Here is a 17,406-nt window from a genome sequence, read left to right as displayed (position 1 = left end):
ATTCCTTTATTTCATTTTTATTCTAAGTGAATTTAAAACAACTACTAAAGAGCTTAAACTCATAGATAGTGCTGCAAAAAGTGGAATTATATATCCAGCTGCTGCAATTGGAATTGTAATTGTATTATAAATTAAAGAAAAAGCTAAATTTTGCTTTATATGCTTATATGTTTTTTTGGAGATTATAAAAGCATCTTTTAATGATTTTAGTTTTGAACTAAGCAAAACTACATCTGAAACCATCATAGAAACATCAGCAGAATTTCCCATAGCAATTGCAACATCACTTGAAGCTAATGCAACGCTATCATTTACTCCATCTCCAACCATAATGACTATTTTACCACTATTTTTAAGCTCTTTTATGAAATTTGCTTTATCTTTTGGAGTTAAATTTGCTTTAAAATTTGTGATTTCCAATTTTTCTGCAATAGAAGAAGCTACAAAACTATTATCTCCTGTTAGCATAATAGTTTCAATTTTTTGCCCTTTTAAATACTCAATAAGCTCTTTTGCATCATCTTTTAACTCATCTTTTAGCTCAAAATTCGCAATAATATTTTTATCTATACTAAAAATATATTGAGTAGATTTTGAACTATATTCAAAATCTACTCCAAACTCTTTTAAAAGTTCACTACTTCCACCCAAAAGCTCAAAGTTTTTATATCTTGCACTCAAACCTTTTGCTTCAATATTTTTTATATCTTCTAAACTTAAGTGTAAAACTTTAAAATTATTCTCTATATACTTCTTAATAGCAATACTTACAGGGTGATTTGAACTATCAAGTAATGAATAAAGAAGATTTATATTTTCTTCATCTTTATTAAAAAATTCTACAAAACTAACTTCTAACTCTCCTTTTGTCAAAGTTCCTGTTTTGTCAAAAACAACAGTTGAAGCATTTGCAATAGTTTCTATATATTTTGCCTCTTTAAACAGGAGAGATTTTTTTGCTAATTCACTAATTCCTACCAAACTAGCCATCGGTGTAGCAAGGGCTAAAGCACAAGGACATGCTATAACTACTACAGAAACAGCCGTTATAAAAGACCTTTCAAATTGATTTGTATTTTCAAAATAAAAACCTAAATCTAGCCCAAAATAGTACCAAACTAAAAATGTTAAAAAGGCAATACTTAAAATTATTAAACTAAAACCTCTTGAAAGCTTATTTGCCAAAGTTTGGATTTTTGGTTTTGAGTTTAAAGAGTCTTCAAGCAAAGTTACAATAGAGGAGAAAGTTGAATTTTTAAAATCTCTTGTAACTTCAAAAAGTATAGTCGAATCTAAAATAACTGTTCCACTATATATCTCTTCTCCTGATTTTTTGTAGACAGGAATAGACTCTCCTGTTATACTTGATAAATCAAAAGATGCATTTCCACTTATAATTCTCCCATCAACTGGAACTTTTTCTCCAATTTTAAGCTCAATAATATCCCCTATTTCAATTAAATTTAAAGCTTTTATAAATTTTTTTCCATCTTTTAGAACAACTGCTTCTAATGGAAGAGTTGATTTTATTTTATCTAGTGTATCAACTGCTGATTTTTTACCTATTACTTCAAGATATTTTCCAACTAATACAAAGGTTATAATCATAGCAACAGAGTCAAAATAGCTCTCTCCTTTTGCACCAAATAAAACAGTAAGAGAGTAAATATAGGTCAAAGATGCTCCTGTACTTACAAGTAAGTCCATATTTACCATACGATTTTTTAAACCAAAATAAGCACCTTTATAAAAAACAAACCCACTATAAAATAAAACTGGAGTTGTAAGAATAAACTCTGCTAAGTGTATCATCTCTTTTACTTGACTACTCATTCCTGTAAAGAAACCTGTATATTTTGCAACACTTAACATCATAATATTCATTGTACAAACAACAGCAACCATCATTCTTACAAAATAATCCTGCTTGGTTTTACTAGCTTGTTTATCAGCTACACTTGAATCATAAGCATAAGCGTTATATCCAATACTTCTAATCTTTTTTATAATCTCTGAAAGCTTTATAATCTCACTATTAAAAACTACTCTTGCTTTATTTGTTGTAAAATTTATATTTGCTTCAACAACACCTTTAGTGTCATACAAAATCTTTTCATTTAGCCAAATACATGCTGCACAATGGATTCCTTCAAGTATTAAATCAACTTGTATAAAACCTTCCTTTGTCATTGTTGCATAGCTATTTAAAAAATTAAGAGAATCAAATTTTTCTAAATCATTATTTGAGACTTGTAAAGGGGCTTTTATAGTTTTATTTCCCAATTTAGTATAAAAAGATTCCAAATTCTCACTTTTTAAAATATAATAAACACTCTGACAACCTGTACAACAAAAATTCAACTCATTATCTTTTATCATCATCTTTTCCTCAAATGATAAATGACAATGATTACACTCTATTTTTACCAAAAACTATCCTCTTTTGTCACAAAATTAAACTTTATATTAAGATTTTTGTGTATTATATCTTATTAAATTTCAAAGAGTGTTTTAATGAATAACGATATATCAAATCTTAAAAATATTACAGTTCTATATGTTGAAGATGAAAAAGATTTAAGAGAAGTTACCTCTTCTATTTTACAATCATTTACAAAAAATCAATATGTTGCAACAAATGGTCAAGAAGGATATGAACTCTTCTTAAAATATGATAGTGATATTGATTTAATTATCTCTGATATAAATATGCCTATTTTAAATGGTTTAGAGATGATAAAAAAAATTAAAGAGATAAATAAAAATGTACCTATTATAGTAACAACAGCTTTTTCAAATAAAGAGTACCTTCTAGAAGCTATTGATATTGGAGTTGATAAATATGTTTTAAAGCCTGTTGATGTTTCAAAATTACTTCAAGCCATGTCACAATCATTAAATTATCATGAGTTAAAAGATTTATATTTGGATAGTTTAACAAACCTTTCAAATAGGAATAAACTAAAAAAAGATTTAAGAATTTCAGATAGTGAACTTATGGCTTTACTTGATATTGATGAATTTATTGCTACAAATGACCTTTTTGGTGAGATTATTGGAGATAAAATACTAAAAGAGTTCGCATTAAAAATGAGGAACTATTTTAATGTAGATAAATATTCACTATATAGAATAGAATCAGATAAATTTGCTATCATTCCCAAAGATAAGATAGAGACAAAAGTGTTTTTAAATATTTGTAAAGATTTTTTAGAAAAAGTTGAGAATGAACCTTTTTTGATAGATGATAATGAAATAGATATTAATCTTACAATAGGAATAGCTGAAGGAGATGGTTCACAAGCTTATAAATATACAAAACGAATAATCTCCTATGCTAGAAAAACTTTTCAAAAGATTATGATTTATGATGATTCCTATAATATTCACATCTCTTTTGAAGAAAATATAAAATGGATAAAACAACTAAAACAAGGATTTAAAGACAATTTACTAAGGGCATACTTCCAACCAATAGTCGATACACAATTAAAAGAGATAGTAAAATATGAAGCTTTAATTAGATATGTAGATATAGATGGGACAGAATATAGTCCATATAGCTTTTTACATATTGCAAAAAAGACGAAATTATATGCTAATATTATTAAAGTAATATTGAAAGATAGCCTAACACTTATAAAAAATAAAAATAAAAGAGTATCTATAAATATCTCTTATGACGATATTTTAAATGAAAAGACTACAAAATATATTTATAATTTTTTAGAAGAAAATATAGATTTTGCTTCAAACATTGAATTTGAAATACTAGAAAGTGAAGAAATATCAGATTTTGATTTAGTTGATAACTTTATAGATAGTGTATCTAGATATGGTTGTAAAGTAGGAATTGACGATTTTGGTTCTGGGTATTCAAACTTCCACCTTTTATCAAGATTAAATATTGACTTCATCAAGATAGATGGTTCTTTAATTAAAAATATTCACCAATCAAAAGATTTAGAAATAATAGTAAAAACAATATCAAATATTGCAAAAGAGTTTAATATAAAAACTGTTGCCGAATTTGTTGCAAACGAAGAAATTTATATTAAAGTAAAAGAGTTAAATATAGACTATTCTCAAGGGTATTTTTTTAATAAACCTTTAAAATATGAAGATATCCTTTAAAAATCTTTATTAAAACTATAGAAGAAAGAGATATTTACTCTCTTTCTTCATATTCTACTTATTATTAGATTCTTGTTTAGATTTTTTCTCTTTTTTTGACTCTTTTAAATCTTCTTTTTTCTCTTTCTTAGTTGTATTAGTTTTCACTTTTACATCATTTTTCACATTTTCTATAATAGAATCACCAAATCCTTTAATATTTTTTAAATCTTCAGCAGATTTAATAGCATTTGATTTTCTATACTCAATAATAGCATCAGCTTTTTTCTCACCTACTCCCTTGATTTCCATTAACTCAGATTTTGTAGCAGTCTGAAGATCAATAGCTCCTAAAAATAAAGCACTAAATATAGCTAAAATAGCAACAATCTTTTTCATATTTTCTCCTTTTTTTTAAATAGAAAAAATTATAACATAAAAAAAAATAAAAATACATACTAAATAATAATTAAAAAGTCATTAAATTAAAATAGATAATTTTTAATATATTCTAAAAGGAGAGGATTGTAGGGAATAAAAAAGCTTACCTTGAATTACTAAGAAAGAGTAAAAGAAGGTAAGCTTATTGTAAAAGTTAAAAACTCAATAAGCTGGCGGCGACCTACGTTTCCACAGGGGGACCCTGCAGTATTATCGGCGATGAAGTGCTTGACTACCAGGTTCGGAATGGGGCTGGGTATTTCCACTTCTCTTTAACCACCAGCAAATTTGAGTGCTAAAAGCTTGAGATAAACTCTTAACACTCAAATTGCGAGATTGAGAAATTTAATGCTAAAGTCTTTTTTGTATATCTATATATATTCAACACATATTAAACATAATAAATATGCTTAATAAGATAGTAAACCAAAGAAAAATTGTTAAAAATAAGCCAAACGTTCTATTAGTACTGGTCAGCTAAAGGGCTTACACCCATTACACATCCAGCCTATCAACCAGCTAGTCTTGCTGGGAACTTCAGGGAAAGTTCATCTTAGAGTTGGCTTCGAGCTTAGATGCTTTCAGCTCTTATCACATCCCAACGTGGCTACCCAACGATGCTCTTGGCAGAACAATTGGTACACCAGTGGTTGGTTCATCCCGGTCCTCTCGTACTAGGGACAAATCTCTTCAACTTTCCTACGCCCACGGAAGATAGGGACCGAACTGTCTCACGACGTTCTGAACCCAGCTCGCGTACCGCTTTAAATGGCGAACAGCCATACCCTTGGGACCGACTACAGCCCCAGGATGCGATGAGCCGACATCGAGGTGCCAAACCTCCCCGTCGATGTGAGCTCTTGGGGGAGATCAGCCTGTTATCCCCGGCGTACCTTTTATCCTTTGAGCGATGGCCCTTCCACGCAGAACCACCGGATCACTATGACCGACTTTCGTCTCTGTTCGACTTGTTGGTCTCACAGTCAAGCTAGTTTATGCCATTATACTCAACAAGCGATTTCCAACCGCTTTGAACTAACCTTTGTAAGCCTCCGTTACTATTTAGGAGGCGACCGCCCCAGTCAAACTACCCACCAGACATTGTCCTGAATGAGGATAACTCATCGCAGTTAGTAACTCAAATATTCAAGGGTGGTATCTCAAGGATGGCTCCGACTCTACTTGCGTCTAGTCATCATAGCCTCCCACCTATCCTGCACATGAATATCCAAGCTACAGTGTCAAGCTGTAGTAAAGGTGCACGGGGTCTTTCCGTCTTTCCGCGGGTAGGAGGAATTTTCACCTCCACTACAATTTCACTGGATCCCTCTTTGAGACAGCTCCCATCTCGTTACGCCATTCATGCAGGTCAGTATTTAACTGACAAGGAATTTCGCTACCTTAGGACCGTTATAGTTACGGCCGCCGTTTACTCGGGCTTCAATCAAATGCTTCGCTTGCGCTGACATCATCAGTTAACCTTCGAGCACCGGGCAGGCGTCACACCTTATACATCCACTTACGTGTTAGCAAAGTGCTGTGTTTTTGGTAAACAGTCGGGAGGGACTCTTTGTTGCAACCTCCTTGGCTTTTGAAAGCAAGTTTCTATACCATGGTAGGCACACCTTATACCGAAGATACGGTGCTATTTTGCAGAGTTCCTTAAAGAGGGTTCTTCCACGCGCCTTAGAATACTCATCCCACCCACCTGTGTCGGTTTACGGTACGGGCAACATATAATATACTTAGTGGCTTTTCTTGGCACGACAGTATCATCGATTCTCCATCTCCTCCGAAGAGTGTCAAGAGCCTGTAAGATCTCGGTCTATTGTTAAGCGGATTTGCCTACTTAACAACCTACATCCTTCGACCCACTATTCCATCAGTGAGCTCGATTAACTCTATGCGTCCCCACATCGCGCTTATATGTTGGTATTGGAATATTAACCAATTTGCCATCGTCTACACTTTTCAGTCTCGACTTAGGACCCGACTAACCCTACGATGACGAGCATCGCGTAGGAAACCTTGGGTTTTCGGCGTTAAGGATTCTCACCTTAATTATCGCTACTCATGCCTGCATGCTCACTTCTATCCGCTCCAGCACTCCTTACCGGTATACCTTCAACGCTGAATAGAACGCTCTCCTACCACTCAATTAAAAATTGAATCTAAAGCTTCGGTGTACATCTTAGCCCCGTTATATTTTCCGCGCAGAATCACTAGACCAGTGAGCTGTTACGCTTTCTTTAAAGGATGGCTGCTTCTAAGCCAACCTCCTGGTTGTCACAGTAACTCCACATCGTTTTCCACTTAGATGTAACTTAGGGACCTTAGCTGTTAGTCTGGGTTGTTCCCCTCTCGACGACGGATTTTATCACCCACCGCCTGACTCCTGTGATTCCACATATAGTATTCATAGTTTGATAGGGTTTGGTACCGCGGTAAGCAGCCCTAGCCCATTCAGTGCTCTACCCCTATATGCTACAACACAAGGCTATACCTAAATATATTTCGGAGAGAACCAGCTATCACGAAGTTTGATTGGCCTTTCACCCCTATCCACAAGTCATCCCGAGACTTTTCAACGTCAATGGGTTCGGTCCTCCACTGGCTCTTACACCAGCTTCAACCTGCTCATGGATAGATCACTTCGTTTCGGGTCTGCAGCATCTGACTATGTCGCCCTATTAAGACTCGCTTTCGCTACGGCTTCGCACTTGGCTTAACCTTGCCAGACACCACAACTCGCAGGCTCATTATGCAAAAGGCAGTCCATCACCCTGATAAATCATAGGGCTCTGAATGATTGTAAGCTAATGGTTTCAGGTTCTATTTCACTCTGCTCGCTGCAGTACTTTTCACCTTTCCCTCACGGTACTTGTTCACTATCGATCTGTAAGTAGTATTTAGGATTGGAGGGTGGTCCCCCCAGCTTCAGTCAAAATATCACGTGTTCCGACCTACTCAGGATACCATTAAAGTTATTGAGAATTTTAATTACAGGAGTTTCACCTTCTACGCTCTAGCTTTCCAACTAGTTCATCTATCCTCTTTAATCTTATATTATGGTCCTACAACCCCCTATACAAGTATAGGGTTTGTCCTAATCCCAGTTCGCTCGCCGCTACTATGGGAATCTCATTTGATTTCTCTTCCTTTGGGTACTGAGATGTTTCACTTCCCCAAGTTCGCTCTCCGTAGAGTAATATATATCTCTATATATTGGGTTGCCCCATTCGGAAACCCACGGATCAAAGCTCTTTGGCAGCTCCCCGTGGCTTATCGCAGCCTAATACGTCCTTCTTCGCCTCTTACAGTCAAGGCATCCACCATTAGCCCTTAATAGCTTATTAAAATCTAATAAAATCTTACAACTTTATTTAGATTAGTTTTTCTTGCCTATAAATATAATTCCTTATATTTATAAATTTGATAATATTCTTTGGCTACTATCTTATTAAACATAAAGTCTAATAATTTAGTTGTGTTATCTATAGTTAAATTTAATTATTACATTAAATCTTAGATATGAAATTTTTTTATTTAAAATTAAATACTTCTATTTAACTTTACGAAAAAATTTTAAAGACTTTAACATTATATTTTTAAATATCTTGCTACTTCAAATAACTAAAGTTATCTCAAGGTAACGCTTTCTGATTAAAACCAGATATAAACTCTTATTTATAAAAGCTTATATCTAACTTCTCTTTCTTTATCTCTATATGGTGGAGAATAGCGGGATCGAACCGCTGACCTCCTGCGTGCAAAGCAGGCGCTCTCCCAGCTGAGCTAATTCCCCATAATAATCTGGTGGGCCTATCAGGACTTGAACCTGAGACCTCACGATTATCAGTCGAGCGCTCTAGCCAGCTGAGCTATAGGCCCCATATTTACCTATAAATTATCTGTTGTTCTTCAAATAATCTTTACAAACTAAATATATGTTGTTAAAAGTAAGTTTCTTTATTCATTTTTTATATTAAGAACCAAATCTTAATATTTTTTCTTTGAAAGGAGGTGATCCAACCGCAGGTTCTCCTACGGTTACCTTGTTACGACTTCACCCCAGTCGCCAAATCCACTGTGGAAGGTAGCTACTTTAGCATCCCCGCTTCGAATGAGTTCGACTCCCATGGTGTGACGGGCGGTGAGTACAAGACCCGGGAACGTATTCACCGTAGCATAGCTGATCTACGATTACTAGCGATTCCAACTTCATGTAGTCGAGTTGCAGACTACAATCCGAACTGGGAGATATTTTATAAGATTTGCTCCACGTCACCGTATTGCAGCTCTTTGTATACCCCATTGTAGCACGTGTGTAGCCCTGGACGTAAGGGCCATGATGACTTGACGTCGTCCTCACCTTCCTCCTACTTGCGTAGGCAGTCTGTTTAGAGTTCTCAGCCGAACTGTTAGCAACTAAACACGAGGGTTGCGCTCGTTGCGGGACTTAACCCAACATCTCACGACACGAGCTGACGACAGCCGTGCAGCACCTGTATATAAGCTTCTGCAAGCAGACACCAATCAATCTCTTGAAAGTTCTTACTATGTCAAGTCCAGGTAAGGTTCTTCGTGTATCGTCGAATTAAACCACATGCTCCACCGCTTGTGCGGGTCCCCGTCTATTCCTTTGAGTTTTAATCTTGCGACCGTACTCCCCAGGCGGTACACTTAATGTGTTAACTGCATTACTGCAAGATCAAGTCTCACAACAACTAGTGTACATCGTTTAGGGCGTGGACTACCAGGGTATCTAATCCTGTTTGCTCCCCACGCTTTCGCATCTCAGCGTCAATAGTGTTCCAGTAGATCGCCTTCGCAATCGGTATTCCTTCTGATCTCTACGGATTTTACCCCTACACCAGAAATTCCATCTACCTCTCCCACATTCTAGATTAACAGTTTTCAAAGCAGTTCTATAGTTAAGCTATAGGATTTCACTTCAAACTTATCAATCCGCCTACATGCTCTTTACGCCCAGTGATTCCGAGTAACGCTTGCACCCCCCGTATTACCGCGGCTGCTGGCACGGAGTTAGCCGGTGCTTATTCATATAATACCGTCATTATCTTCTCATATAAAAGGAGTTTACGCACCGAAATGTGTCATCCTCCACGCGGCGTTGCTGCATCAGACTTCCGTCCATTGTGCAATATTCCCCACTGCTGCCTCCCGTAGGAGTCTGGACCGTGTCTCAGTTCCAGTGTGACTGATCATCCTCTCAAACCAGTTATGTGTCATTGTCTTGGTAAGCCATTACCCCACCAACTAACTGATACAATACAGGCTAATCTCTTACCAATAAATCTTTCCCTTTTATACTTCTGTATAAAAGGAATATAAGGTATTAGCAAACGTTTCCATTTGTTATCCCTTAGTAAGAGGCATATTACCTATACATTACTCACCCGTGCGCCACTTAGCTGACAATTATAGCAAGCTATAACCCGTTCTCGTTCGACTTGCATGTGTTAAGCACGCCGCCAGCGTTCACTCTGAGCCAGGATCAAACTCTCCATAAATTTTTTGATTAAATCTAAATTTAATCTTTATGTAGTAGTTGAATCTGACTTTTTTGTTTTTAATTACTTAATTACAAAATTATCACTCAAATTTATAGACAAGTTAATAAATACTCTTCAATATTTATCTCTTGTTCATTTTCTTTTTACTTTTAACAATCATGATATTTAGTTTACAAAGATTACTTCATTAAACTCTCAATATCTCTTTTAAAGAACTCTAATTTTTAACAAAATTATAAAATGGCTCCGGCACCTGGGATCGAACCAGGGACCAAATGATTAACAGTCATCTACTCTACCGCTGAGCTATGCCGGAAATTAAAATCATTAAACAAAAAAATGGCTCCGGCACCTGGGATCGAACCAGGGACCAAATGATTAACAGTCATCTACTCTACCGCTGAGCTATGCCGGAATTTTTCTTCATCGTTAATGGGGTGGAATTATAGTAAAAATAAAATTTATTGTCAAGAGTTTTTAGCCAAAATTTAAAAATTTGACTAAAAACAGTAATTTTGGCTCTTTGCTACTTCTTACTAACTCTTTGACACTCTTTTACAAAGTGAATTGCATTTTCAACTGGAACATCTGGTAATATACCATGGCCTAAATTAAATATATGACCTTCTCCACACATTACATTCTGAATTGCTTCAACACATTTTGTTGTCTCTTCTTTTGAATATAATCTACATGGTTCCATATTTCCTTGAAGTACATATTTACTTCCTAGTTTCTCTTTAGCTAATGCCATTGGAGTTCCCCAATCTACACCAAATACATCAAAGTTTCCATAAACAAGTCCTCTTTCTATAAAAGCAGCAACTCCTTTTGGAAACATAATAACTGGGATATGTGGATATTTTTCTTTTATATACTCTGCAATTTCTACCATATATTTCCATGAGAATTCATCATATCTTCCAGGTTCAATTGCAGCAGCCCATGAATCAAAGATTTGAACAACATCAGCACCTGCAAGTATTTGCTTTTCTAAATATAGTTTTATAACATCTGTTAATTTTCTTAAAATCTTATGTAGAAATTCTGGGTTTGAATACATTATTTTTTTACAGATATTGTATGTTTTTGTTCCTTGACCTTCAATCATATATGTAGCTAAAGTCCAAGGTGCACCTGTAAATCCAATAAGTGCTTTATCTTTTGGTAACTGTTCTTTTAAAAGCTTAATTGTTTCATAAACATAAGTAAGTTTTGAAGCAGCCTCATCTCCTCCAATTAACTTTTCTAAATCAGATTCATTTTTTATAGGTTCTTTAAATACTGGACCTTCTCCTTGAAGAAAATCTAATTTCATTCCCATCTCATTTGGAATAACTAGAATATCACTAAATAAAATTGCAGCATCCACTCCCACAATATCAAGAGGTTGAATAGTAACCTCAGCTGCTAGTTTTGGGTTATGGCAAAGGTTTAAGAAATTTCCAGCCTTTGTTCTTACTTCCATATACTCTTTCAAATATCTTCCTGCTTGTCTCATCATCCAAACTGGTGTATATGGTGTGGGTCTTCTAAAACAAGCCTCTACAAAAATTTTTGACATAAAATTACTCCTTTTCTATTTTTTTCCAACTTTACCTGTAAAGTAAAGTCCAATTGCCAATGCTACAATTGCCAATGCAAAATATAGTAGCTCAAGTGGTGTTTCATACTTTGTATGTAATACTCTTTGAAAATAGTTTACAACTAAAACCATAATAATAACTTTTGCTATTTTATCTTTTAACTGATCAAGTGAGCTTATATTTAGAATAGAACTACAATCTTCAGGAGTACAAGCAGCATCAATTTTTGAAATAAATAGTTCATATATACCAAAAGAGAAGATTAGTAGAACAACAGCTATCAAATATAAATCAACCGCACCAATAATTCCAGCAACTACATCTTCATGAAAATGCTCTGGATGAGCACCTTCTAAAAATATTACAAGTACCATTTTTGCTACATTAATAACATCAATACTTGCAACAATAAATAAAATCACAGCACCCATAAAGCCGAAAATAACAGCAAGTAGTACTATAAATCTACTTTTCCAAAGAGCATGTTCTATGATTTTTTCAAACATTTACATATCGCTTTCTAATTCAATCCATTTCAAACCTATTCTAACTGCATTTGTAGCAGCTCCTACTCTTACTTGATCTGCAACATTAAAATAGTGAACTATATTTGAAGAATAAACATCTTTTCTAATTCTTCCCACATAAGTATAGTCTGTATCTGTAGAGATTATTGGCATTGGATATTTTTTATTTTCCAAATCATCAATTACTTTTACATTTTCAAAATTAGCCAAAGCATTTCTAACCTCATCAACATCAACATTAACTCCATCATTAAATGTAACTGTTAAGCTTTCACTATGAGATCTTAAAACTGGTACCCTTACACATGTTGCTGCAACTTCAAAGTTTTTATGCATAATTTTTTGAGTCTCATTTACCATTTTCATCTCTTCTTTTGTAAATCCATTTTCCATAGCAACATCAATTTGTGGTATTACATTTAGAGCTATTTGATGAGCAAATGCTTCTATCACACTCTCATCAAGTTTAAAAGCAAAGAAATCTTGCATTTGTTGAACTAGTTCTTCCATTCCAGCTTTTCCTGCTCCTGAAACAGCTTGATAAGTTGATACATCAACTCTTTTTATTCCATATAGCTCATCAAGAGGTTTTAAACTTTGAACCATTTGAATCGTTGAACAATTTGGATTTGCAATAATTCCACTCTCTCTCCAAAGTCTAATATCCTCTGGATTTACTTCAGGAACCACAAGTGGAACTTTTGGATCCATTCTAAAGTGGCTTGTATTATCAATTACAACAGTTCCTGCTTCAACTGCATATTTTGCAAACTCATCTGAAATATTTCCACCAGCACAAAAAAATGCAATTTCTATCTCTTGCTCTTCAAAAACTGTTGAAGTTAGCTCTAATACTTTAACCTCTCTATTTTTAAACTCTATCATACTTCCAGCACTTCTAGCACTAGCTAGTGGTACTAATTTATTTACAGGAAAATCCAAATCTTCCATAACCCTAAAAAGCTCTTCTCCAACAGCACCAGTTGCTCCAACAACTGCAACATTAAATTTTCTCATACTCTTACTCATCCTCTTCTTTTCCTAAATTACTATCAAAATTCATATCTAAAAGATTATTCTCTTCACTACTACTTTGTTCAACTACTTCACCATCTTCATTGTACCTAATAACATTCCCAAACTCATCTAATTCTATCTCTTCATCCTCTTTTGGACATTTAGCAATAGAGACTACTTTATCATTTTTATCAACATTTACAATTATTACTCCACTTGTATTTCTTCCAGCTTTTCTAATTGTCTGCATATCAACTCTAATCATCTTTCCAATAGAAGTTAAAAGCATTAAATCTTGTGTATCATCTACTAAAACTTCACCTATTACATTTCCTGTTTTTCCTGATAACTTCATAGCAATAACACCTGAACCAGCTCTATTTGTAAGTCTATACTCTTCAACAGTTGTTCGTTTTCCAATTCCATTTTCAGAAACTGTTAAAATCTCTTGATCTTCACTATCAATTATCTCTGCATCTACAACTATATCACTATCAATTTTAAACTTAATAGCTCTTACCCCTCTTGTACTTCTTCCTTGTTCTCTTGCCTTTTCAACTTCAAATCTAATACATTGACCAAAACTTGTAAATACCATTAGATATTTTGTATCAGCGTTTGCTATTTTTGCAGTTACTATTTCATCATCATCATCTAATACGATAGCTCTTACACCATTGCTTCTAATATTACTAAATTCTGATAAACTAGTTCTTTTTACAATACCATTTTTAGTGAAGAATGCCAAAGATTTTGCTTCATCAAAGTCACTTGTTGGAATTATTGCCATAATTTTTTCATCAGCTCTTAAATTAATCAAGTTTACAACAGCTTTTCCTTTTGCAATTCTACTTCCTTCAGGAATTCTATAAACTTTTAACCAGTAAAGTTGTCCCATATTTGTAACAAACATAAGAGTATCATGAGTATTACTTACAAAAAATCTCTCAATAAAATCATCATCGTGAGTTGTAACTGCAACCTTCCCTTTACCACCTCTTTTTTGTTTTTCATAAGCTTTTATTGGAACTCTTTTTACATAGCCATTATGAGTAATTGTTACAACCATTGGCTCATTTGGAATTAAATCCTCAATATCAATCTCATCATAACTATCTTCAATCTCAGTTCTTCTATCATTTGAGAACTTTTCTTTGATTTCAACTAGTTCCTCTTTTATAATCTCATTTAACTTCTCTTCGCTTCTTAAAATAGATTCGAGTTCAGCTATTAAAAGCATAAGTTCTTGATATTCAGCTTCAAGCTTATCTCTTTGAAGCCCTGTTAATCTTCCTAATCTCATATCTAAAATAGCTTGAGATTGGATATGGCTTAAATCAAATCTAACTTCTAATTTCTCTTTTGCATCTGCATCATTTGAGCTTGATCTTATTATTTTTACAACTTCATCAATATTATCAACTGCAATTTTTAGACCCTCTAAAATATGAGCTCTAGCTTTTGCTTTTTCTAAATCAAATATAGTTCTTCTAATAATTACAGTTTTTCTATGAGATAGAAATATATTTAAAATCTCTGGAAGAGTAAATACTTTCGGCTCTTTATTGTGAACTGCTAAAAGGATAATTCCAAAAGTTGTCTCCATTGGAGTAGATTTATAAAGATTATTTAAAACTATCTCAGCCATCGCATCTTTTTTAAGCTCAATAACTACTCTAATTCCCTCTCTATCACTTTCATCTCTTACTTCAGAAATTCCTTCAATCTGTTTCTCTTTTGCCAAATCAGCAATTTGCTCAATAAGTCTAGCTTTATTTACTTGATATGGTAGCTCATCAATTACAATAATCTCTTTTTTTGCCCTAGTTTCAATATGGTGTTTTGCTCTTATTTTTACACGTCCACGACCTGTATTATAAGCATCAATAATTCCTCTTCTACCAAATATTGTTCCACCAGTTGGAAAATCTGGTCCTTTTACAAACTCCATTAAATCGTTTGCATCTGCACTTGGATTTTCTATTAGGTGTAAAGTGGCATCTAATAGTTCTGCTAAGTTATGAGGAGGTATCTTTGTAGCCATTCCAACTGCAATTCCTTCGCTTCCATTTAATAAAAGAGTTGGAACTCGTGTTGGAAGAACTGCTGGTTCTTTCATAGTATCATCATAGTTTGGTACAAAATTTACAGTATCTTTATCTAAATCTCTTAAAACCTCTTCTGCAATTCTAGTCATTCTAGCTTCTGTATATCTCATAGCTGCTGCATTATCACCATCAACTGATCCAAAGTTTCCTTGACCATCAACAAGCGGTGCTCTCATAGAGAAGCTTTGTGCCATACGAACTAGCGCATCATATACAGAACTATCTCCATGCGGATGGTACTTTCCTATAACATCTCCCACAATTCTTGCAGACTTTTTGTATGCAACTTTTGAAGTTAGATTTAAATCATGCATAGCATACAAAATTCTTCTATGTACTGGTTTTAATCCATCTTTAGCATCTGGCAATGCACGCCCAATAATAACACTCATAGAATAGTCTAAATATGAGGTTTTTACACTATCTTCTATATTTATATCTACAATATCTTGATTTTCAAAAAGGTTTTCCATAAAATAAGGCCTTTGTTATAAAATTTTCTTAAAAAAATTGTTTTGATTTTATCTAATTTATGCTTAGGAACAGTTTTTTATTTAAAAAAAAGGAGATAGAGAAAACTCTACCTCCTTTTTTTTAAATTTTAATTAAGTCTTTAAAACTACTTTTCAGCTTTATATTTTACTATCATAGAGTATATTTCATCTTTTAGTTTTAACTTCTCTTTCTTTTTTGTATCAATTAAAAACTGATCTGCATGAGAGTTTTCTAAATTTACAATCTCATGATCTAATTCATTATGTTTTTCAAATACTCTTAAAAAGTGAGTATCTTTTTGTCTTAATTCAGCAATTGCATCTCTATGTTCGTGAAGCATTCTCTATCCTTGGTTTAAATTTTATCAGTGATTATATAAAAAAAGTTCTTAAAATTAACTTCTATAATCTGCATTTATCTCTACATATTTATAACCTAAATCGCAACCATAAGCTACAAAACTACAATTTCCTAAACCAATATCACAAATTATTTTATAGCTATTTTGTTTTAAAACTTTACTAGCTTTTTCTTCTGTCTCTTTATCAAAACAGATTTCCCCTTTATCAAATACTACAATATCATTATATGAAATTACTAACTTCTCATCATCACAAGCAATCTGTGAAGCTCCTATAGTTGAAGCAATTCTTCCAAAATTCGGATCTTCACCAAAAAGTGCTGTTTTTACTAAAAGTGAATTTGATAGAGCTTTTGCTGCTTTTATAGCATCTTCTTTTGTTGCTGCATTTCTAACTTCAAAAGCAGCAACTTTTTTTGCACCCTCACCATCTGCAACCATTAACATAGCCATCTCATGCATTACAACTCTTAAAGCCTCTATAAATGCATCTTTATCATAAGCTTTTGATTTTCCATTTGCCAAAACCATAACAGTATCATTTGTAGAGGTATCACCATCTACACTTATTGCATTAAAAGTTGTCTCTTTATTTATATTTAGTGCCTCTTTCATATCACTATATGGTACAGCAGCATCTGTACAAATAAAACAGAGCATTGTTGCTAAATTTGGATTTATCATCCCTGCACCTTTTGCAACTGCTCCTATTTTAAAACTTTTTCCATCTTCTAGCTTTACTTCATAAAGAGAAGTTTTAGGGTATGCATCTGTTGTCATAATAGCTTTTGACAAATTTTCTCCACTTTTTGCACTTAAGTCAAAACTATTTGCCCCAGCAATTAGTTTTTCAAGTGGTAATCTATTTCCAATAACTCCTGTACTACTCATTAGAGGATTTACTAGTTTTTCCTTAAAATCTAAGCTAGAAAAAAGAGTATTTATATCTTCAACTCCTTTTTTACCTGTTAGTGCATTTGCATTTTTTGAGTTTATTAACACAAAATTTGTTTTAAACTCTTCCTTATGACTTAAAAAATGTTTTAGTGGAGCGGCTTGAAATCTATTTTCTGTAAAAATTGCAGCAACATTACAAGGTTCATTTGTATAAATAAATCCCAAATCATTGTTTCCATTTGGTTTAAGTCCAGCATGGATTCCATCACAAAAAAACCCATCTATTTGGTCAATATAACCTTGTATTGGTAAAATAGTAAACAT

The 17,406-nt window shown here is 33.6% G+C and carries 9 protein-coding genes, 4 tRNA genes and 3 rRNA genes; 1 reads left to right on the top strand and 15 read right to left on the bottom strand.

What is annotated here, in order from left to right:
• Positions 1-6: 6 nt before the first annotated feature.
• The gene (locus ATR_RS02730) at positions 7-2,430 is read right to left on the bottom strand and encodes a heavy metal translocating P-type ATPase (RefSeq protein WP_115427958.1); all 2,424 of its coding nucleotides are present in this window, start codon (positions 2,428-2,430) and stop codon (positions 7-9) included.
• 84 nt (positions 2,431-2,514) lie between these two features.
• On the opposite strand from ATR_RS02730, the gene ATR_RS02725 reads away from it, so the two are divergent.
• The gene (locus ATR_RS02725) at positions 2,515-4,134 is read left to right on the top strand and encodes an EAL domain-containing response regulator (RefSeq protein WP_115427957.1); all 1,620 of its coding nucleotides are present in this window, start codon (positions 2,515-2,517) and stop codon (positions 4,132-4,134) included.
• Between the two features lie 54 nt (positions 4,135-4,188).
• On the opposite strand, the gene ATR_RS02720 is transcribed toward ATR_RS02725, so the two are convergent.
• The 14 genes from ATR_RS02720 to argJ form a co-directional block, all read right to left on the bottom strand.
• Complete coding sequence (locus ATR_RS02720) at positions 4,189-4,512, bottom strand: ComEA family DNA-binding protein (RefSeq protein WP_115427956.1); 324 nt, start codon at positions 4,510-4,512, stop codon at positions 4,189-4,191.
• Positions 4,513-4,722: 210 nt separating this feature from the next.
• Positions 4,723-4,838 (bottom strand): 5S ribosomal RNA (gene rrf / locus ATR_RS02715).
• A 158-nt stretch (positions 4,839-4,996) separates the two neighbouring features.
• Positions 4,997-7,910: ribosomal RNA gene (locus tag ATR_RS02710) — 23S ribosomal RNA — on the bottom strand.
• Positions 7,911-8,283: 373 nt separating this feature from the next.
• Positions 8,284-8,359, bottom strand: a tRNA-Ala gene (locus ATR_RS02705).
• Positions 8,360-8,368: 9 nt separating this feature from the next.
• Positions 8,369-8,445, bottom strand: a tRNA-Ile gene (locus tag ATR_RS02700).
• Between the two features lie 125 nt (positions 8,446-8,570).
• A 16S ribosomal RNA gene (locus tag ATR_RS02695) occupies positions 8,571-10,088 on the bottom strand.
• Together the 16S, 23S and 5S rRNA genes with 4 tRNA genes alongside form the textbook arrangement of a ribosomal RNA operon.
• 244 nt (positions 10,089-10,332) lie before the next feature.
• Positions 10,333-10,407: transfer RNA gene (locus tag ATR_RS02690), tRNA-Asn, on the bottom strand.
• 24 nt (positions 10,408-10,431) lie between these two features.
• Positions 10,432-10,506 (bottom strand) — tRNA-Asn (locus ATR_RS02685).
• 111 nt (positions 10,507-10,617) lie between these two features.
• Positions 10,618-11,655, bottom strand: coding sequence for a uroporphyrinogen decarboxylase (hemE, locus tag ATR_RS02680; protein ID WP_115427955.1), 1,038 nt, complete (start codon positions 11,653-11,655; stop codon positions 10,618-10,620).
• A 15-nt stretch (positions 11,656-11,670) separates the two neighbouring features.
• Entirely contained in the window at positions 11,671-12,183 is a 513-nt protein-coding gene (locus tag ATR_RS02675) for a YqhA family protein (RefSeq protein ID WP_115427954.1), read from the bottom strand.
• Entirely contained in the window at positions 12,184-13,221 is a 1,038-nt protein-coding gene (locus ATR_RS02670) for an aspartate-semialdehyde dehydrogenase (protein ID WP_115429397.1), read from the bottom strand. It lies immediately after the preceding gene.
• Positions 13,222-13,225: 4 nt separating this feature from the next.
• Positions 13,226-15,802 carry a DNA gyrase subunit A gene (gyrA, locus tag ATR_RS02665; protein WP_115427953.1) on the bottom strand — a complete coding sequence of 859 codons (2,577 nt, stop codon included), beginning with the start codon at positions 15,800-15,802 and terminating at the stop codon, positions 13,226-13,228.
• A 146-nt stretch (positions 15,803-15,948) separates the two neighbouring features.
• Complete coding sequence (locus tag ATR_RS02660) at positions 15,949-16,164, bottom strand: YdcH family protein (RefSeq protein ID WP_115427952.1); 216 nt, start codon at positions 16,162-16,164, stop codon at positions 15,949-15,951.
• Between the two features lie 54 nt (positions 16,165-16,218).
• Positions 16,219-17,406, bottom strand: a complete 1,188-nt coding sequence (gene argJ, locus ATR_RS02655; RefSeq protein ID WP_115427951.1) for a bifunctional glutamate N-acetyltransferase/amino-acid acetyltransferase ArgJ — start codon at positions 17,404-17,406, stop codon at positions 16,219-16,221.

This window comes from Aliarcobacter trophiarum LMG 25534, from assembly GCF_003355515.1.
Lineage (GTDB): Bacteria > Campylobacterota > Campylobacteria > Campylobacterales > Arcobacteraceae > Aliarcobacter > Aliarcobacter trophiarum.
This window is presented reverse-complemented; position numbering and strand designations above follow the sequence as displayed.